Annotated in this window: 15 protein-coding genes and 2 pseudogenes; 6 read left to right on the forward strand and 11 right to left on the reverse strand. The window is 75.1% G+C overall.

The window, feature by feature from the left end; all coding sequences use genetic code 11:
* Positions 1-4 precede the first annotated feature (4 nt).
* Entirely contained in the window at positions 5-1,051 is a 1,047-nt protein-coding gene (locus ABEA77_RS04995) for an MBL fold metallo-hydrolase (RefSeq protein ID WP_425588204.1), read from the forward strand.
* 68 nt (positions 1,052-1,119) lie between these two features.
* On the opposite strand, the gene ABEA77_RS05000 is transcribed toward ABEA77_RS04995, so the two are convergent.
* Both ABEA77_RS05000 and ABEA77_RS05005 read right to left on the reverse strand, forming a co-directional pair.
* On the reverse strand, positions 1,120-1,713 hold the full coding sequence (locus tag ABEA77_RS05000; RefSeq protein WP_345642164.1) for a DedA family protein: 594 nt from the start codon (positions 1,711-1,713) through the stop codon (positions 1,120-1,122).
* A gap of 86 nt (positions 1,714-1,799) precedes the next feature.
* Positions 1,800-2,594, reverse strand: coding sequence for an MBL fold metallo-hydrolase (locus tag ABEA77_RS05005; protein WP_345641724.1), 795 nt, complete (start codon positions 2,592-2,594; stop codon positions 1,800-1,802).
* 266 nt (positions 2,595-2,860) lie between these two features.
* Here ABEA77_RS05005 and ABEA77_RS05010 point away from each other — a divergent pair, with 266 nt between their 5' ends.
* From ABEA77_RS05010 to ABEA77_RS05020, 3 genes and pseudogenes are all read left to right on the forward strand, one after another.
* Positions 2,861-3,271, forward strand: coding sequence for a hypothetical protein (locus ABEA77_RS05010; protein WP_345641728.1), 411 nt, complete (start codon positions 2,861-2,863; stop codon positions 3,269-3,271).
* A gap of 279 nt (positions 3,272-3,550) precedes the next feature.
* The gene (locus ABEA77_RS05015) at positions 3,551-5,650 is read left to right on the forward strand and encodes a phage holin family protein (protein ID WP_425588205.1); all 2,100 of its coding nucleotides are present in this window, start codon (positions 3,551-3,553) and stop codon (positions 5,648-5,650) included.
* Positions 5,651-5,931: 281 nt separating this feature from the next.
* A pseudogene (locus ABEA77_RS05020) lies at positions 5,932-6,483 on the forward strand (alpha-mannosidase); the annotation flags it as partial.
* Between the two features lie 122 nt (positions 6,484-6,605).
* Here the strand turns inward: ABEA77_RS05020 and ABEA77_RS05025 are convergent.
* The 5 genes from ABEA77_RS05025 to ABEA77_RS05045 all read right to left on the reverse strand — a co-directional run bounded on the left by ABEA77_RS05025 (position 6,606) and on the right by ABEA77_RS05045 (position 9,614).
* Positions 6,606-6,896: a hypothetical protein gene (locus ABEA77_RS05025; RefSeq protein ID WP_345641734.1), complete on the reverse strand. Its 291-nt coding sequence runs from the start codon at positions 6,894-6,896 to the stop codon at positions 6,606-6,608.
* Positions 6,897-7,194: 298 nt separating this feature from the next.
* Positions 7,195-8,058 (reverse strand): RNA polymerase sigma factor SigF, encoded by an 864-nt coding sequence (locus ABEA77_RS05030; RefSeq protein ID WP_345641737.1) that lies wholly within the window; start codon positions 8,056-8,058, stop codon positions 7,195-7,197.
* Positions 8,059-8,261: 203 nt separating this feature from the next.
* Complete coding sequence (locus tag ABEA77_RS05035; RefSeq protein ID WP_345641739.1) at positions 8,262-8,834, reverse strand: YbhB/YbcL family Raf kinase inhibitor-like protein; 573 nt, start codon at positions 8,832-8,834, stop codon at positions 8,262-8,264.
* Between the two features lie 45 nt (positions 8,835-8,879).
* Entirely contained in the window at positions 8,880-9,320 is a 441-nt protein-coding gene (locus ABEA77_RS05040) for a MarR family winged helix-turn-helix transcriptional regulator (RefSeq protein WP_345641741.1), read from the reverse strand.
* Positions 9,321-9,404: 84 nt separating this feature from the next.
* Positions 9,405-9,614, reverse strand: coding sequence for a hypothetical protein (locus ABEA77_RS05045; protein WP_345641743.1), 210 nt, complete (start codon positions 9,612-9,614; stop codon positions 9,405-9,407).
* Positions 9,615-10,000: 386 nt separating this feature from the next.
* On the opposite strand from ABEA77_RS05045, the gene ABEA77_RS05050 reads away from it, so the two are divergent.
* Positions 10,001-12,028, forward strand: coding sequence for a DUF2264 domain-containing protein (locus ABEA77_RS05050; RefSeq protein WP_345641746.1), 2,028 nt, complete (start codon positions 10,001-10,003; stop codon positions 12,026-12,028).
* A pseudogene (locus tag ABEA77_RS05055) lies at positions 12,021-14,297 on the forward strand (alpha-mannosidase). Before ABEA77_RS05050 ends, ABEA77_RS05055 begins: the two are co-directional and overlap by 8 nt.
* A 14-nt stretch (positions 14,298-14,311) precedes the next feature.
* Here ABEA77_RS05055 and ABEA77_RS05060 read toward each other — a convergent pair.
* The 4 genes from ABEA77_RS05060 to ABEA77_RS05075 all read right to left on the reverse strand — a co-directional run bounded on the left by ABEA77_RS05060 (position 14,312) and on the right by ABEA77_RS05075 (position 19,222).
* Positions 14,312-14,617, reverse strand: a complete 306-nt coding sequence (locus tag ABEA77_RS05060; RefSeq protein WP_345641748.1) for a 4a-hydroxytetrahydrobiopterin dehydratase — start codon at positions 14,615-14,617, stop codon at positions 14,312-14,314.
* Between the two features lie 106 nt (positions 14,618-14,723).
* Positions 14,724-15,509: an aldo/keto reductase gene (locus ABEA77_RS05065; protein WP_345642166.1), complete on the reverse strand. Its 786-nt coding sequence runs from the start codon at positions 15,507-15,509 to the stop codon at positions 14,724-14,726.
* A 185-nt stretch (positions 15,510-15,694) separates the two neighbouring features.
* Positions 15,695-17,518 (reverse strand): AMP-dependent synthetase/ligase, encoded by a 1,824-nt coding sequence (locus ABEA77_RS05070; RefSeq protein ID WP_345641751.1) that lies wholly within the window; start codon positions 17,516-17,518, stop codon positions 15,695-15,697.
* Between the two features lie 204 nt (positions 17,519-17,722).
* Entirely contained in the window at positions 17,723-19,222 is a 1,500-nt protein-coding gene (locus ABEA77_RS05075; RefSeq protein WP_345641753.1) for an MFS transporter, read from the reverse strand.
* Between the last annotated feature and the right edge of the window lie 89 nt (positions 19,223-19,311).

Below are 19,311 nucleotides of genomic sequence, written 5' to 3' on the forward strand. Positions count from 1 at the left end.
ATCGATCCAGCAGAGCGGACAGGACCAGGGCCCCCTCGGCCGGGCGGCGGCGACCGCCGTGCGCAGGCCCGCGCCGCGCCCGGTCGGCGAACGGCGCAGCCACTGGCCCAGATCGTTCGCCGACCGGCTCACCGCCCCGCTGCCGGGCGTCCTGGAGTTCGCGCGCTTCGTCAGGGACGGCGCGGTCAGGCCGGGCCCCGAAGGGCTGCGCGACATCCCCCGGCTGCCCTTCGCCCCGGGCCCGCTGCCGCCCGCGGGGCCGGGCGACCTCTCCGTCACCTGGGCCGGGCACGCCAGCTGGATCGTGCGGATAGCCGGGCTCACCGTCCTGACCGACCCGGTGTGGTCGCGGCGCATCCTCGGCACCCCCGCCCGCGTCACCCCGGTCGGCGTCCGCTGGGCGGACCTGCCGCCGGTGGACGCGGTCGTCATCAGCCACAACCACTACGACCACCTCGACGCCCCCACCCTCAGGCGGCTGCCCCGCCGCACCCCGCTGTTCGTGCCCGCGGGCCTCGCCCGCTGGTGCAGGCGCCGCGGCTTCACCCGGGTCACCGAACTCGACTGGTGGGAGGGCGCGGAGCTGCCCGGCGCCGGCGGCAGGACCGTACGGTTCGACTTCGTGCCCGCGCACCACTGGTCCAAGCGCTCCCTCACCGACACCTGCCGCAGCCTCTGGGGCGGCTGGGTGATCAGCGACTCGCACGGCCGCACGGTCCACTTCGCGGGGGACTCCGGTTACGGGGACTGGTTCACCCAGATCGGCCGCCGCCACCCCGGCATCGACCTGGCGCTCCTGCCGATCGGCGCCTACGAGCCCCGCTGGTGGCTGCGCGCCGAGCACATGGACCCGGAAGAGGCCGTCCTCGCCTGTGCGGACCTGGGCGCCGCCCGGATGGCGCCCATGCACTGGGCCACCTTCGTGCTCTCCTGCGAGCCCGTGCTCGAACCCCTCACCCGGGTGCGGGCCGCCTGGGAGCGTACGGGCCGCCCCCGCGACGAACTCTGGGACCTGCCGGTCGGCGCCTCCCGGGTGCTCGCGGCGGCCTGACCGCCCCCGGCGCGCCCCCGCGGGCCCTTCCCGCCCGCGCGTAGAACCGCCCGCCGCCGGGGCCGCCGTCAGGTGTGCTGGCCCTGCCCGCCCCGCCGGCCGGCGTCCCCCGCCCGCCCGCCTGCGCGTATCCGGCGCCACACGGCGGGGGTGCCCGCGACCAGGACCGTCAGACCCACCGCCGTCACCACACCCTGCCAGGGCCGCGGGAACAGCGAGCCGCCCAGCATCCCGATCAGCTGGTACGTCGCAGCCCAGGTCAGGCACGCCCACACGTCACCGCGCGCGAACGACCGCAACGGCCACCGCGCGAGTAGGCACGCCAGCATCACCGGCACCCGGCCCGCAGGGACCAGGCGGGAGAGCACCAGCACGGCCACCCCGTGGTCGGCCAACTTCTCCTGCGCCTGCGCGAGCCGTTCGGGCGGCGCGTGCTCACGCAGCTTCGCGAGCCATCGCGAACCGTTCCGCGAGTCCACGCCGCGCCGCCCGAGCCAGTACAGCCCCAGGTCGCCGAGGAACGCGGCGGCCGACGCCAGCAGGAACGTGTACAGCATCGACAGCGGGTCCGACTGGTGCAGTGCCACCACCGCGGCCGAGCTGACCACCGCGCCGGTCGGCACCACGGGCACCAGCGAGCCCAGCACCACCAGCAGGAACATCGACGGGTAGCCCACGGCCTGCTGGGCCGACTCGCCGGGCAGCCGGGGCTGCGCCGCGAGCAGCTGCGTGAGCAGGTGGCCGCCCGTCAGCACGGCGCCACCCGCGCCCTGACGCTCTCGCCGTGGCGCAGCAGGTGCACCGCGACGTCCGGCGCGAGCCGCTCCGCCTGCCGTACGAACTCCGTGCCCGGCGTGTGGAACTCGTGCGGCCGTACCCCGTCGAAGCCGATCGGCCAGTACGTGCCGAAGTGCACCGGCACCGCGCAGGCGGGCGCCAGCAGGGCCGCGGCCCGCGCGGCCCGCTCCGGGTCCAGGTGCTCGGGCCCCAGGTTGGGACCCCAGCCACCCACCGGAAGCAGGGCCGCGTCCACCGGCCCGACCGCGTCCGCCATGCCGTCGAACAGGCCGGTATCGCCCGCGAAGTACGTACGCGAGGCACCGCTGATCACATAGCCGAGCGCGGGAGAGAGGCGCGGCCCCACCGGCAGCCGCCGCCCGTCGTGCCGAGCGGGCACCACGCGCACCCGCACCGGGCCGACCTCGACCTCGTCGCCTGGCACCACCTCGCGCACCCGGAGACCCCGCGCGCTGCGGCGCGCGTCGAGCCGCCGCAGCGCGGGCACGGAGCGGGCCGCGCCGCGCGGCACCAGCAGCAGCGTGCCGGGCGCGAGCCGGGTGAGCGACCCCACATGCAGGTGGTCGGAGTGCAGATGGGAGATGAGGACGGCGTCCGCGACCGCGGCGTCGGCGGTCGGCAGCGCGCCCTTCCTGCGCCGCAGGTGCGCGAACCGGCGCACGAACAGGGGGTCGGTCAGCAGCCGCACCCCCGAGTCCTCGACCGTGCAGGTGGCATGGCCCCACCAGGTGATGACGGCTCCCACGGGCGACCTCGGCTTCCTCGACCCCGGGTGCGGGCCCGGCTGGACATGATCCTCAGCCTACGGGGGCGGCCCACGCGCCGGTGACGCTGCCGCCCCCGCACCGGAACCAGTGCCTCCGCCCGGCGGGCGGGCGCGGGGGTCGCGCGACCGCCCCCGGCGTGCCCCGTTGCGCGCCCGTAGGGGCCCGCGCACCACTTCCCACCGGCCCACGGGGGCGCGGTAGGGTCGCCCGCACGACGGACGGTTCGGGACAGCCGGGGGCTGACATGGCTGAGGCCGGTGCGCGGGTGGCGGCGATCGCCAGTCTGACCCCCCTCGCTGAACTGGAGCGCGAGCCCTTCCTCGTGGACACCCGCAGCCAGCACGCGATGTGCGCGCGCTGGGCCGCCGAGCGCGGCTTCACCGTCACCAGGCAGCTCCTGCTGTACGGGGTGCGTCCCGACCACCCCGGCCTGTGGGTGGACATCGAGGCCGGCGTGGTCGACCTGTTCGTCGCGCCCAACGAGCGCGTACTCGCCCGCGCCTTCACCTCGGCGGACGCCTTCGCCGCCGAGTGCGCCCGCAGACGCGTGCCGCTGGAGACCGCGCGGCTCGACGAGCCGTCGTACAGCGCGGGCATGAAGGCCGGCGTCCACCGCAGGCTCTCCATGCCGACCGCCGGCTACGACGGCCGCTGACGCCCCGGCAGCCCGCGCACGGCCGCCGCACGGTGCTCCCCGGGCGCACCCCGGCAGCGCGCCCGCCCTCGTGCGCGCCCCCGAGCGCGCCCGCCCGCCCGCGCCCCCACCGCCCGGCCTGCGCCGTGACCCGCTGTGCCACCCTGGGGCCGTACCCGCGGGAGCAGAGCCGCGGGCCGGGACGGAGGGGAACGGGCCGTGGCACAGCGCGGGCGGTGGCGTACGACGGGCAGGGCGCTGCTGCGCGTGCTCACCGTGTGGGCCGCGTCCACGCTCACCATGCTCGTACTCGCCGCCCTGCTGCCGGGCTTCCACCTCCAGGCGGCCGGCGGTGACAGCGCCACCGACACCGCCCTGACCGCCGCGTGGGGCGCGGGAGCCTTCGGCCTGCTGAGCGCGCTCGTGTGGCCGCTGCTCGTCCGCGCCCTGCTGCTGGTGCCCGCGCTCCTGCTCGGCCTCCTCGTCTTCTTCCTCAACGGCTCGCTGCTGCTCGTCGCGCTCCGGCTGATCCCCGACGGCCGCGGCGACGCGGGGCCCGAGACCGCCGTGGTGGTCGCCGCCGTGATGTCGGCCGTCGCCTCCGCGACCTCCACCGCGCTCGCCGCGGGCGACGAGGGCGCCTACCCGCGCAGGCTCTCCCGCGCCGCGGGCCGCAGGCGCCGCAGGAACGGCGAGGACGAGGCCGCGGGCGGCCCGCCCGGCACGGTCTTCGTCCAGCTCGACGGCGTGGGCCACCGCGTGCTCACCGAGGCGCTCGACGCCGGACTGCTGCCGCACATCGCGCAGCGCCTCGGCCCCGACGGCACCCACCGCCTCACCCACTGGCGCACCGACTGGTCCAGCCAGACGGGCGCGAGCCAGCTCGCCATCCTGCACGGCACCAACGAGGACGTGCCGGCCTTCCGCTGGTACGAGAAGGACACAGGACGCACCATCGTCAGCAACCGCCCCGCGAGCGCCGCGGAACTCCAGCGCCGTGCCGTCGAGCGGACCGGCGACGGCGGGCTGCTCACCTTCGACGGCGCGAGCCGGGGCAACCTGTTCAGCGGCGGCGCGGAACAACTCGCCCTCGTCCTCTCGATGGCCGCAAGGCGCGGCCGCTCCAACCGCTCGCGCGCCGGGTACTTCGCGTACTTCCGCGACCCCGCGAACGCGGTGCGCACCGCCGTCTCCTTCGCCTTCGAGGTCGTCAGGGAGGTCGGCGAGTCCACCCGCGCCAGGCTGCGCCACGAGCGGCCCCGGGTCGGCCGCGGCGGCCTCTACCCGCTGATCCGCGCGTTCGCCACGGTCGTCGAGCGGGACGTCGTGGTCGCCGCCGTGATGGCCGACGTCCTCGCGGGACGGTCCGCCGTGTACGCCGACTTCGTCGCCTACGACGAGGTCGCCCACCACTCGGGCCCGCGCAGCGGCGACGCGCTGCGCGTCCTCGCCAGGCTCGACCGGTGCGTCGGCGCGATCGCGCGCGCCACCGCGTACGCGCCCCGCGCCTACCACCTCGTCCTCCTCTCCGACCACGGGCAGAGCCCGGGGGAGACCTTCGAGGCGGCGTACGGCCTGACGCTGCGCGACCTCGTCAGGGCGGGCTGCGGCCTGCCGGTCTCCCGCAGGGCCGAGCGCACCCGCAGCGGCGCCGAGGCACGCTACGCGGCCCGGCACGCGGTACGCGCCGCCCTGCACCGGCCCGTCCACGAGGGCACCACGGAGGAGGGCGCCGCGAGCGGCCCGCAGCCCGTGGTCCTCGCCTCCGGCAACCTCGGCCTCGTCTCCTTCCCCGACGTGCCGGGCAGGATGAGCCGCGAGCAGATCGACGCGCGCCACCCCGCCCTGCTGCGCACCCTCGCCCACCACCCCGGGATCGGCTTCCTGCTGGTGCGCAGCGAGCGCCACGGCTCGCTGGTGCTCGGCCGCGCAGGTGCCGAGGTGCCGCTCGCCGAACTCACCGACGGCGAGGGGCCGCTGGCCGGGTTCGGGCCGGGCGCCGCCGCCGCGATCCGGCGCACCGACGCCTTCCCGCACGTCGCGGACATCATGGTCAACTCGATGTACGACCCGGGCACCGGCCGGGTGCACGCCTTCGAGGAGCAGATCGGCTCGCACGGCGGGCTCGGCGGCGAGCAGTCCCACGCCTTCCTGATGGCGCCGCGCGCACTGTCCGAGGCCGCCGCAGGGCGCCCCGCCGACGAGGACGGCGCGGAACTGGCCGGCGCCGAGCAGGTGCACCGGGTGCTCAGGCGCTGGCTGCGCGAGTGCGCGGGCCCGCAGGTGCCGCTCTCCGTCGTCGGCGCGCGCCGGCCGTCCGGGGCCGCCGCGGCGGCCGAGAGCGCCGCCGTCGCGCCGGTCGCCGCGGACGGCGGCGAGGACGGGGCGCGCACGGCGTGACGCGCGGGACATCCGCCAGAGGAGAGAACGGCGGCCCCGCGGGGAAGGAAACAGCCGGGAGAGGGCGTGGGCACGGCGGCCCACGCCCTCTCCCGTGCGCGGCCCCCGGCACACCCCTGTTCCGTACGGTCACCCGTCCAACGGGGTCACCGGCACAGCCTTCCGCGTTTCGCAGTCGGGCGAGCGGTTGAGGGACCATCCGCGTTTCCGCGCCAAGACCAGCGGGCGTCCCGTCCCGTCCCATCCCATCCCACTCGTTCGTCATTCAGGAGCCGTTCCTCATGCGCGACGACCGCAGTCCGGTCGAAGGGCGCCTGACGCGCGTCCTTCGCGAGCGCATCAGGCTCGCCGTATACCCGAGTCGACACCGCTGGCCGTCGAGATGTGGGCCGCCCCCGGCGAACCCGTTCCCGTCCAGGAAGGAGCGCGGCGCCCACCGTGCCGATCGCCCCCGGCACCCCGTGGGGCGCGCCCTGGGGCACCACGTGGTGCACGGTCAGCGGCACGGCGCCCGCCGCGTGGGCGGGCCGCACCGTGGAGGCCGTGCTCGGCCCCGGCTTCACCAAGGCCACCCCCGGCTTCCAGTGCGAGGGCCTCGTCCACCTGCGGGACGGCACCCCCGTCAAGGGCCTGAACCCGCGCAACTCCCCGGTGCGCGTGGGCAGTCCGGTCAGCGGCGGCGAGGAGGTGCGCCCGCATGTGGAGGCCGCGTCCAACCTCGACCTCCAGGACGGCGGCCACCCCTTCGAGCCCACACGCCTCGGCGACACGCTGACCGCGGGCGAGCGCCCCTCCCGTACGTCCCCGGCCGGATGGACCTGGCTGTCTTCGAATGTTCTGGAAGGCCAACCGGGTCTACAACCCCGCACGGCAGCTGTCCGACCACCGGCGCGGCAGGGGAGCGCGCGGCTGTCGAGGGCACGGGGCCCGGGGAGCGCCCGCCCGCGCCAGGCCCTCAGGCGGGCGGCCGGGCGTCGAGCGCCGTGCGGCGCGGATCGTCGTCGGCGGCCTGCCATGCCACCAGGCGCAGGAACTCCCGCTCATTGCCCGCGAGACCGGCCGCGCCCAGCGCCTCGTCGGCCTCCGCGAGGGGAACCGCGAGCAGCGGCCCGGCCTGCGGCGTGTCCGGTGCGTCGCGGAGCACGGCCCGGACAGCGGCCAGCAGCCGCAGATAGGCGCGCGCCGCGGTCCGCTCCCCGGCCGACGCCGCGGCCAGCGCCGTCCCTCCCGCGGTGCTCTCCGTCATCCCGGGCCCCCTGGTGTCGTGACGTGAGGTTCTGTCAGATGTCCAAGTCTTCACCACGGGACTGACAGCGCCCCCGGGCGGCGACGGACCGGCGGAGACAGGGCGGCCGCGACAGGCCCCGGCCACGCGGGGCGACCGCGGCAGGCCCGGCCGCGAGACTGAGCGCGGCAGACGGGCCGCGAGAGCGACCGCGACAGAGCAGCGGCGACAGCGGGGCGGCGACAGGGGGGCGACGACAGAGCGGCGGCGTCAGCGGGGCGCGACGACACGGCGCAGACCCGGACACCCGGACGGGGCGTCACTCCTCCACGAGCATCCCGGCGCGCAGCCGGGTCAGGATGCGGTTCAACAGCCGGGAGACATGCATCTGCGAGACACCGAGTTCGGCGCCGATCTGCGACTGCGTCATCTCGGAACCGAAGCGCATCCGCACGATGTTCCGCTCCCGCTCGTCGAGCTGGTCCAGCAGCGGCGCCAGGGCGTGCAGGTTCTCGACCTTCTCCATGTCCGGGTCGTCCTCGCCGATCACGTCGGCGAAGGTGCGGGCGGAGCCTCCGGAGTCGCCCTCCCCGCTGGCCGGCATGTCCAGCGAGCCTGCCGTGTAGCCGTTGGTCGCGACGAGACCCTCCACGACCTCCTCCTCCGGCAGGTCGAGCAGCTCGGCCAGCTCCTTGACCGTGGGCTCCCGGTCGAGCCGCGTGCCCAGCAGCTCCTTGGCCCTGGCGAGCTCGACCCGGAGCTCCTGGAGCCGGCGCGGCACGTGCACGGCCCAGCTCGTGTCGCGGAAGAACCGTTTGATCTCGCCGACGATGTAGGGGACCGCGAAGGAGGTGAACTCGACCTCGCGGGACAGCTCGAACCGGTCGATCGCCTTGATCAGGCCGATCGTGCCCACCTGGAGGACGTCCTCCATCTCGCCACCGCCGCGGTTGCGGAAGCGGTTGGCGGCGAACCGCACCAGGGTCTGGTTCATCTCGATCAGGGTGTTGCGTGCGTACTGGTATGCGGGGGTGCCCTCTTCGAGGACCTGGAGCCGGTCGAAGAAGATCCTCGACAGCTCCCGTGCGTCCCGCGGTGCGACCTTCGTCGGATCGGCGATCACCGGCAGCCCTGCCGTGGTCGTCGCCGCCTCACCGGACGCCAGGGGAGTGCTGGTGGCCATGTACATCACCTCTCAGCGGCGGATCTCGTCCACCGGCCCGCCTGCCCGTCTCCCGGCGGGTCATTCGCCCACGGCGGAATCCTTTGGTCCGGGCCGGAAGTCACGCCTTCCCGGGGGCCGTTCCCGGCCGTCCGCACCGCGCGGGCGCCCCGGGCGCAAGTCACGCCTCGCCGGGGCCGCCCGCCCCCGCGGGGGCGGGGGAGTCAGCGCTCGTGGACCGCGGTGAGCCTGCCGCGGGCGAGGACCGGCCCCTCGACGGCGGCCAGCAGGGCCCTGGGTCGCAGCCGGTCCACCGGCGCCGCGCCGGGGGCGGCCTCCACCGGGGAAGGGAGGGCGAACAGCTGGAAGGTGTAGCGGTGCGGCCCGTGCCCCTTGATGGGGGCGGGGCCGTGATAGCCGCGCCCGATGGTGGAACGCAGCACCCGCACCCCGGCGCCCGGGGCGCGGCCGGACAGCGCGCCGGCCTCCAGCTGCCCGGCGGCCGGGTCGATCAGGGCCGTGCAGTGCACCGCGGGCTTCGGCGTGGGGACATCGATGTCCTCGACGACCAGCAGCAGTTGCGCCGTACCGGACGGCGGCGCGGACCAGGCCAGGTGGGGCGAGAGATCCTCGCCGCCGGCGCTCCTTGCGCGGTGTTCGAGCGGGAAGGGACCGCCCTCGGTGAGATGCCTGCTGCTGAGGACCAGTTCGTCGGGCCCCTGGAGGCGGGGCAGTAGCCACGCCGTGTGGGCCTCGCCCGCCCTGCGGTTCTTCAGAAGTCGGCCGAGCAGGGGCATCGTGTCGCCTCGATCGTGTCGGTGGGCCCGTGCGGTGCGCGGGCGTCAGATGTTTTCGGCCAGCCGCTCAAGCAGCGGCGCGGCCGCCGCGAGCCGCGCCAGCTCAGCAGGGGTGAACGTGCCACGCTCCAGGGCGCGTGCCACCAGCTCGGCCCGTTCGTCGCGCTTGTCCCTGAGCGCCCGCAGGCCGGCGTCGGTCAGCGAGAGCACCGCCCGCCTGCCGTCCGCCGGATCGCGGCGGCGTGCGACCAGGCCACGGGAGCGCAGTCCGGCGAGCGTCGCGCCCATGGCCTGGGCGGTGATCTGCGCCTCCCGCGCCAGCGTGGAGGAGGTGGTGGGGCCGAGGCGGTCCAGGTGCGCCAGAGCGGTCCGCTCCGGCATCGTCAGCCCCCCTCCGACCGGCACCCGGCGCACCCGCCGCACCAGCAGGCTGACGCTCGCGAGCAGGGCGGAGGCGACCGTGTCGACGGCGCGGTCATCGTCCATCTGCTAAGGCTACCTTATCAACCTGCCTTAGGGGATCCTGGTGCCGTCTCACGGCCTTCCGTACCGCGGTCCTGGCCGTCCCGTTCAGCGGTTCATGGCGGTCGCCAGCAGGCCGAGCGCGTCGCGCGGCCCCGCGGGGCCGGACAGCACCTCGGGCAGCGGCGCGGCCCTGCCGCTGAGGCTGTCGAGCGACTCGGGGGCGGAGGGCGCGTGCGGCACCTCGCGGATCACCTCAGGCCCGGCGCCAAGACCCGCCCGCTCGGACAGCCGCAGCGGGCGCTCCCCGACCTCCACGCGCCGACGCTCCCTTCCCCTTCCGCCCCCGCCGGGCCGTTCCGCCGAGTGCGGCGGGTCTCGCGCGCGGTGGTCCCTTGGCGGCGGGAGCGCTCCGGCGGCGGCGTCCTCGGGGCAGGCACCCCGCGGCGACCAGTGAGAACGCGCTTTCTGTGCCCCCTCCTGCGCTCCTTCCGCACACCCGTGGACCAGGCCGAGGTGACGGCCTCCGCCGGGATGTGGCCGCAGGAGGCATTGACGCACGGCGATCCGCTGGATTACATGATCCCGCCGGTCCCGGTGGTGACCGGAGACGCCCCGGACCTCTGCGAAAGGGCTTTCATGACATGGCGACCCAGACCGGCCGGCCGCGCGGTGTACGGGAAGGCCCGGGAGGGCGCCCGCCCATGAACCGGACACCAGCCGAGGAGCGCGCCCGCTTCGAGCGCACCGCGGACGACCTGCTGCTCGCCGTGCGCCCGTACGCCACGGCGCACCACGCGCTCGTCGACCTGCCCGGCACAGCGAGCGCGAGCGGCCCCTGGAGCGACGGACTCGAAGGCTTCGCGCGGACGTTCCTGCTCGCCGGGTTCCGGCTGCGGGGCGCGGACGGCGCCGACCCGCACGGCCTCGCCGAGTGGTACGCGGCCGGGCTCGCCGCGGGCACCGACCCGTCGAGCCCCGAGCGGTGGCCCGTCTTCGCCGAGTGCAACCAGGCCAAGGTGGAGGCCGCGTCGATCGCGCTCGCCCTGCACGAGAGCCGGCCGTGGATCTGGGACCGGCTCACGGACGGGGTCAGGCAGCGCGTCCTGGACTGGCTCGCGCTCATGGCCGGCACCGACATGCCGGGCAACAACTGGGTGTGGTTCCAGGGCGTCACCGAGGCGTTCGCCCGCACCGCGGGCGGCAGTTGGCGCCAGGAGGACCTGGACCGCGCCATCGCCCTCACCGACGGCTGGTACGCGGGCGACGGCTGGTACTCCGACGGCCTCACCGGCGGCGAACGCCGCAACTTCGACCACTACAACGGCTGGGCCCTGCACCTCTACCCGCTGTGGTTCTGCCGCATCCTCGGCGACGCGGCGCCCGCCGGGCTGCCCGACCGCTACCGCGCGCGGCTGCGCCGCTTCCTCGACGACCAGCGCCTGCTCGTCGGCGCCAACGGCTCACCCCTCATCCAGGGCCGCTCCCTGACCTACCGGTACGCGGCGCTCGCGCCGGTGTGGACCGGTGCCGTCTTCGACGCCACCCCGCTCGCCCCCGGCGAGACCCGCGCCCTCGCGAGCCGCGTCCTCGACCACTTCACCGCGCACGGCGCCACCGACGAGCGCGGGCTGCTCACCCTCGGCTGGCACCGGCCCTTCCGCGGCGTCCTCCAGGCGTACTCGGGCCCCGCCTCGCCCTACTGGGCGAGCAAGGGCCTCATCGGTCTCGCGCTCCCGCCGGGCCACCCCGTGTGGACCGCGGAAGCCGTCCCGCTCGCCGTCGAGCGCGAGGACACGGTGCGGACCCTGAAGGGCCCCGGCTGGCTGCTCTCCACGACCGCGTCGGACGGCGTCGTACGCGTCGTCAACCACGGCGCCGACCACGCCGACCCGGCGGGGCCGCACACCGACGACCCCTGCTACGCGCGCTTCGCCTACTCCACCCACGCGGCACCCGAGACGCCCGCAGACCCCACGGCGGGGCCGATCGGGCCGACACCCGGACCCGTGGACAACGCGGTCACCCTCCTCGACGCGGCGGGCCGCGCCTCCCACCGCCGCCCCCTCGTACGGATCAGCGCGGACGGCGCCACGGCCGTCTCCCGCAGCCGCGCCCACTGGCCCGCGGACGACACCTGGGACCCCTTCGCCCGCCAGCCGGGCGACCACGCCGAAGGCCCGTGGATCACCGTGGGCTCCGCGCTGCGCGGCTCGGTCGAGGTACGGGCGGTACGCGTCGACCCGGTACCGGAGGGTCCGCCCGCCGCCGGGGGCGGCCGGGCGGCAGAAGCCGCCTCCGTCTGGCCGCTGCGTGTCGGCGGCTGGGCCCTCGCCGTCGACCCGGCGGCGGGGGCGGCAGCCGCGGGCTCCGCGGAAGCGGGCACCGCGCGCGTCGCGGGCGGCGACGGGCTCGTCTCGCTGGTCACCGGCGCGGCCGGGCTGCCCCACGCGCACCTCGCAGAGGGCCGCGAGAGCAACGCGCTCGGACCCGTCTCCGCCACGCCCGTCGTCGGCACCGCAGGACCCGTCGCCTACGGCACCCTCTACGCGGCCCTCGTCCACCTCGGCGGCGGCGACCCCGGGGCCCTGCCCTCCGTCACCGCCCGGGCGGAGGGCACCGACCTGGTCGCCGAGGTCGCCTGGCCCTGCGGCGCCCGCGACACCGTCCGCCTGCCCGACCCGTCGGGTGCCGGGGGCCGTCCGCCCCGGGAGGACGCGCAGCGTGCATGACGACCGCGCGACGACCGAGGCCCGGGTGCGGGCGCTCCTCGACCGCGTCGTGCGCCCCCGCCCTCTACAGCGCCGCCGCCCCGCTCGCCCTTGAGGGCTGGCACGTCGAGGGCGAGCCCATGCCGGTAGCCGACGCCCTCACCGCCGCCTACGAGCCCTTCCCGCTCGGCGGCACGTGGGGAGCGCCCTGGAGCACGACCTGGCTCAGGGCCACGGGCGGGATCCCCGCCGCGTGGACGGGCCGCCGCGTCGAGGCCGTCTTCGACCTCGGCTTCGACCTGACGGGGACCGGGCGGCCAGGCCGAGGGCCTCGTCCACGACGCGTCAGGGTCCCCGCTCCAGGGCCTGCACCTTTACAGCCGCAGCGCGCCGCTCACCGCGGACGCCGCAGGCGGCGAGCCCGTGCGCCTCCTCGTGGAACTCGCCGCGAACCCGCCCATCGTCGGCAGCGCCGGCGTCGGCACCCACTACGGCTCGCCAAGGAGAGCGGGCACCACCCGCCTCTACCGGCTGCGGCAGGCCGAGATCGCCGTGCGCGACGAGGACGCCTGGCACCTGATCCACGACATCGAAGTGCTCGACGAGCTGATGCGCCGGCTTCCCGAAGGCTCCTCGCGCCGCCAGGGGGTCCTGCACGCCCTGCGCCGCGCCGCAGCCGCCGGCGTCCCCGCCGACGTCCCGGGCAGCGCGGCCGCCGCCCGCGACCGGCTCGCCGGCGTGCTGGCCAGGCCCGCCCACGCCTCCGCGCACACCGTCGCCGCGGTCGGCCACGCCCACATCGACTCCGCCTGGCTGTGGCCCGTGCGCGAGACCGTCCGCAAGTGCGCCCGCACCTTCACCAACATGACGGCCCTCGCCCGTGAGTACCCCGAACTCCTCTTCGCCTGCTCGTCCGCCCAGCAGCACGCGTGGATCAAGGAGCAGCACCCGGAGATCCTCGCCCGGATCCGGGAGGCCGTCGCGGCGGGCAACTGGGTCCCGGTGGGCGGCATGTGGGCCGGGGCGGACGGCAATCTCCAGGGCGGCGAAGCGCTCGCCCGGCAACTCGTCCACGGGCGGCGCTTCTTCGCGCAGGAGTTCGGGGTCGAACAGGACGGGGTGCGGCTGCCCGGCTCGTTCGGCTACACCGCCGCCTACCCGCAGCTCGCCAGGCTGGCCGGGGCGCGGTGGTTCCTCACCCGGAAGCTCTCCTGGAACGAGACGAACCGGCTGCCCCACCACACCTTCGCCTGGGAGGGCATCGACGGCACCAGGATCTTCACGCACTTCCCGCCCGTCGACACCTACAACGCCGAGCTGACCGCCGGTGAACTCGCCCACGCCGAGGAGAACTTCCAGGACAAGGGCGCCGCGACGCGCTCCCTCGTCCCGTTCGGCCACGGCGACGGCGGCGGCGGGCCCACCCGCTCCATGCTGGAGAAGGCCCGCAGGCTGCGCGACCTGGAGGGCTCCCCGAGGGTGGAGATCGTCCGCCCGGCCGAGTTCTTCGCCGCCGCCTGCGCCGAGTACGAGCGGCAACCGGTGCGGCGCGGCGAGTTCTCCCCGGAGAACCGCCGCGGCACGTACACGAGCCAGGCCCGCGCCAAGCGCGGCAACCGCCGCAGCGAGGCCCTGCTGCGCGAAGGCCGAACTGTGGGCCGCCACCGCCGCGGTGCGCACCGGCGCGCCCTACCCCCACGAGCGCGTCGCGTCCCTCTGGCGGCGGGTCCTGCTCAACCAGTTCCACGACATCCTGCCCGGCTCCTCCATCGCCCGGGTGCACCGGCAGGCCGAGCAGGAGTACGAGGAGGTGCGCGCCGGACTCGAAGCGGTGATCGCCGACGCCGCGGCCCGGCTCGGCGGCCCGCCCGGACTGCTCAACTCCGGCCCGTACGCGCGCCGCCACACCTTCGGCTACGCCCTGCTCGCGGGCGCGGGCTTCGAGGAGGCGATCGCCGGCGGCTACGCGCTGAACCTGCCGCTGCGGCTCGCGGGCGCCACCGCGGGGCCGCTGGTCGCGCTGGACCGCCCGGACGCGGTGGCGGAGTCGGTGAAGCTCGCCGACGACCGCGGCGGCGACGTGGTCGTCAGGCTCTACGAGGCATGCGGCGGCGCCGTGCGGACCCGGCTGACAGCGGGCTTCCCGCTCGCCGGGGTCTTCGACTGCGACCTGCTGGAGCACCCCGAGCGCGAACTCGCCGTGTGCGCGGACGCGCTCTCGGCCGCCCTGCGGCTGCGGCCGTTCCGGATCCGCACCCTCAGGCTGCGCCCCGCGGCGCCGGCCGGCTGAGCACGCCGCGCGGGTCAGCGCGCGGCGTGGCCCGCGCCCGCGCTCTCGACCCTGCGGGCCAGTTCGAGGTCCTTCTCGGTGACGGCGCCCCCCGCGTCGTGGGTGCGCACGCTCAGCGACACGGTGTCGTAGCCGAGGGTGAGCCGCGAGTGGTGGTTGAGCTCCTCCTGCAGCTGCGCGATGTGGACGACCATCGCGGTGGCCGCGAAGTGCGAGCCGAACCGGTAGGTCCTGGTGATGCCGTCCTCGGTGAGGGACCAGCCCGGCAGCTCCCGCAGCCGCTCCCGCACGGTGTCCTGCCCGAGTGCCTGCGCGGCCATGGCGCTCTCCCTCCGTCCGCGGGTCAGTACACCTGGCCCACTCCACCCTACGCGCGGTGCGCGGGCGGGCCCGGTGGACGGCCGGGTCCCCCGCCGCGGATTCGGTTCAGTTGACCTCTGCGGGGTGGCTGCCCAGGCGCCTGCCCTCGTCGAGCGCGGCGAACGCCGACAGGTCGTCGTCGTCCAGCTCGAAGCCGAAGACGTCGATGTTCTCCCGGATGCGGGACGGCGTCACCGACTTGGGGATCACCACGTTGCCCAGCTGGAGGTGCCAGCGCAGGACGACCTGTGCGGGGGTCCTGCCGTGCTTGTGGGCGATCGCGGCCACGGTCGGCACTTCGAGGAGGCCCTTGCCCTGGCCGAGCGGCGACCACGCCTCGGTGACGATGCCCCGGCTCGCGTGCACCGCGCGCGAGCCGGCCTGCTGGAGCTGCGGGTGCAGCTCGATCTGGTTGACGGCGGGCACCACGGACGTCTCGGCGGCGAGCACGTCGAGGTGCTCGGGCAGGAAGTTGGAGACGCCGATGGCGCGGGCGCGGCCGTCGGCGAGGATCTTCTCCAGCGCCCGGTAGGTCTCGGCGTACAGCCCCTTGGCGGGCACCGGCCAGTGGATCAGGTACAGGTCCACGTAGTCGAGGCCGAGCCGGCCGAGCGAGGCGTCGACGGCCCGCAGAGTCGCGTCGTACCCCTGGTCGCCGTTCCAGAGCTTGGTGGTGACGAACAGTTCGTCACGGGCGACGCCCGAGGCGGCGATGGCCTTGCCCGTGCCCTCTTCGTTGCCGTAGACCGCGGCCGTGTCGATGCTGCGGTAGCCCGCCTCGATCGCCGTGGCGACCGCCGTGGCCGCCTCGTCGTCGGGGACCTGCCAGACGCCGAAGCCGAGCTGCGGCATCCCGATGCCGTTGTTGAGAGTGAGGGAGGGGACCTTGCTGCTCACGCGGTGTCGATCCTTTTCGTTCGTACGGTGGCCCTCCGGCCTCCTGAGCGGCCGGCGGCCTGACGGGTGCATACCCGCCCCGACCGGGAACGATCGCCGCCCTGGGGGCATTCCCGCCGACTCCGGGTGTGGCCGGCGTCTCAGCGGTAGAGGGCCTCGACCTCCGCCGTGTACGCCGTCTCGATGGCCTTGCGCTTCAGCTTGAGCGACGGGGTGAGCAGCCCGTGCTCCTCGCTGAAGGGGTGCGCGAGTATCCGGAAGGTGCGGATCGATTCCGCCTGCGAGACGGCCGTGTTGGCGGCGACCACGGCCCGCCTGATCTCGGTCTCCAGGTCGGCGTCGCGCACCAGGTCCTTCGGACCGAGCAGCTGCTTGCCCTGCACGGACAGCCAGTGCTCGACCGCCTCGTGGTCCAGGGTGACCAGCGCGGCCACGTACGGCCTGTCGTTGCCGACCACGATGCACTGGCCGACCAGCGGGTGGGCGCGCACCCGCTCCTCCAGGGCGTTCGGCTGGACGCTCTTGCCGCCCGAGGTGACCAGGATCTCCTTCTTGCGGCCCGTGATGGTCAGATAGCCGTCGTCGTCGAGGGAACCGAGGTCGCCCGTGGCGAGCCAGCCGTCGTGCAGCACGGCGTCGGTGTTCTTCTGGTCGCCGAGGTACCCCTCGAAGACGTTGTGCCCTTTCAGCCACACCTCGCCGTCGTGCGCGATGTGCACGGTGGTGCCGGGGATCGGCAGGCCGACGGTGCCGTAGCGGGTGCGCTCGGGCGGGTTGGCGGTGGCGGCGGCGCAGGACTCCGTCAGGCCGTAGCCCTCGTAGATGGTCACGCCCGCGCCGGCGAAGAACAGGCCGAGCCTGCGGTCCATCCCCGAGCCGCCCGACATGGCGTGCCGCACCCGGCCGCCCATCGCGGCGCGCACCTTGCCGTAGACGGCCTTGTCGAAGAACTGGTGCTGGAGCCGGAGCGCGGGCGAGGGCCCGGGACCCGTGCCGAAGGCGCGGTCCTCCATCGCCTCCGCGTACCGCACCGCCACGTCGACGGCCTTGTCGAACGGGCCGGTCTTCCCCTCGCGCTCCGCCTTGCGCCGCGCCGCCCCGTAGACCTTCTCGAAGATGTACGGCACCGCGAGGATGAACGAGGGCCGGAACGCGGCGAGATCGGGCAGCAGGGCGGAGGCCCGCAGCTCCGGCTGGTGTCCGAGCTTCACACCGCCGCGCACCGCCGCCACCTCCACCATGCGGCCGAAGACATGGCTGAGCGGCAGGAACAGCAGGGTGGACGCCTGGTCGCCCGGCCTGGAGCGGAAGACGCGCTCGAAGCGGCGCACGACCGTGTCGGTCTCGAAGATGAAGTTGGCGTGCGTGAGCACGCATCCCTTCGGGCGGCCCGTGGTGCCCGAGGTGTAGATGACGGACGCGCACTGGTCGGGGGTCACCGCTCTGCGGTGGCGCTCCACGACGTCGTCGCCGAGGTGCGCGCCCGCCGTACGCAGGTGGTCCATCGCGCCCGCGTCCAACTGCCACAGCTGCTTCAGCTCGGGCAGCCGGTCGATGACCGAGCCCACCGTCATCGCGTGGTCCTCGTGCTCCACGAGGCACGCCTTCGCGCCGGAGTCGTAGAGCATCCACAGCACCTGCTCGGCCGAGGAGGTGGGGTACATCGGCACCGGCCGGGCGCCGATGGTCCACAGCGCGAAGTCGAGGATCGTCCACTCGTAGCGGGTGCGGCACATGATGCCCACCCGGTCCCCGAAGCGTATGCCGTCCGCTATCAGCCCCTTGGCCACGGCGACCACCTCGTCGCGGAACTGCGCCGAGGTGATGTCGTGCCAGACGCCCGCCTCGTCCTTGCGTCCCAGCGCCACGTGGTGCGGATTGTCGCGGGCATGATCAAATACGGGGTCGGCGAGGCCCCCGGACGAGGCGGCCGCCACGAGGGGTGGGACGGTGAACTCGCGCAATGACTTGCTCCTTGTCGCGCTCCGCACAGCGCCGCGACGCTACCCCACCCCTGGTGGCGGAAAATGATCCGTCCAACGGCCGGAATGGTTGACTCCGCCGCAAGTGGGCGGCCGAAAACCCCCATTCCGGCCAGGCTCGGACAGACTTCTGACCGAAGGGTAAGTGCCGCGCGGGAGAATCTCCACCGAATCCGTACGCGTCGATTACGGTGCCGTGGCGGCCGATTCGGGCTCCCGAACGGCCGGCGCCGCACCCCGCCGACCGGGTCGTACCCAGATCAGCACCGCCGCACCCGCGAGCACCGCGAGCGCCCCCGCGGCCATCATCGCGGTGTCGAGACCCGACGCGAACGCGGAGCGCAGCGCCTCCCGCGGCACCGTGCCGCGCAGCCCGGCGGCGCCGCCGCCCGCGAGCGCGCGTGCCGCGCCGTCAGGGTCGGCCGCCGAGCCGTGCAGCGACGACGCGATCCTGGAGGTGACGACCGTGCCGAACACCGCGATGCCCAGCGCGTACCCGAGCTGCCTGAACGTGTTGAGCGCGCCGCCCGCCATGCCCGCCTCGCGCTGCGGCACCGACGCGAGCGCCGCCCCGGACAGCGCGGGGGAGACCAGCCCCACCCCGACGCCCGCCACCACGAGTCCCGCCGTCAGCGCCGGCCACGACGAGTCCGCCCCCAGCACCGCCTGCGCGAACTCGCCCGCGCCCACCAGCACCGTCCCGATGCCGACCGGATAGCGCGCGGGCACCCCGTGCAGCAGCCGCCCGCTGACCGCGGACACCAGGAACGACGCAGCCGCGAGCGGCAGCAGCGCGAGACCGCCGGTGATCGGGCTCATCCCGAGCAGCGTCTGCAGCCACACCGAGATGTACGCGAGGATCGTGAACGCCGACGCGCTGAAGACCAGCGCCGTCGCCATCACCGTCACGAACGACGCACGGCGGAACAGCGCCAGGTCCATCAGCGGCTGCGCCACCCGCCGCTCCACCAGGACGAACGCCGCAAGACCGAGCACCGCGACCGCCGCCGAGACACCGGTGGGAGCCGACAGCCAGCCGTCGCCGCCCGCCCGCACCGCCCCGTACGTCACCGCGCCCGCGAACAGCGCGAAGCACGCCGTGCCCACCCAGTCCACGCGCCGCCCGGGATCGCGCCGCACCTCGCGCACCACGCGCAGCGTCAGCCAGACCGCGGCCACGCTCACCGGCAGGTTGATGAAGAAGATCCACCGCCAGCCGAGCCCCTGCGTCAGCACCCCGCCCAGCACGGGACCCGCCGCGGCGGCCGCGCCGTTGACCGCGCCCCACACGCCGAGCGCCACCGATCTGTCCCTGCCCTGGTACGCGGTGGCCAGCAGCGACAGGGTCGTCGCGAACATCGCGGCGGCGCCCAGCCCCTGCACCGCGCGCAGCGCGATCAGCTCGGGCGCGTTCGTCGCCAGCCCGCATCCCAGCGACGCCAGCGCGAACACCACCGTGCCCGCCGCGTATATCCGCCGGCCGCCCAGCACGTCGGCCGCCGCGCCCGCGGCGAGCAGCAGCGCCGCGAGCACCAGGGCATACACATCCATCACCCACTGGAGGTCGCTCAGCGACGCCCCGAGGCCGCCGGCCATCGCCGGCAGCGCCACCACGACGATCGACACGTCGACCAGCAGCATGAACGTGCCGAGACAGACCGCGATGAGCGGTCCCCACTTCCCCATGTCCGTACTCCGTACTCTCTCGCTCCACGGGCCGTCCCCGATGCCCGTACGATCGGACGAGGCGGGCGGTGCGCGGCGGCCACGGGCGC

Origin of the sequence: Streptomyces tremellae, from assembly GCF_039540215.1 — a bacterium.
GTDB lineage: Bacteria > Actinomycetota > Actinomycetes > Streptomycetales > Streptomycetaceae > Streptomyces > Streptomyces tremellae.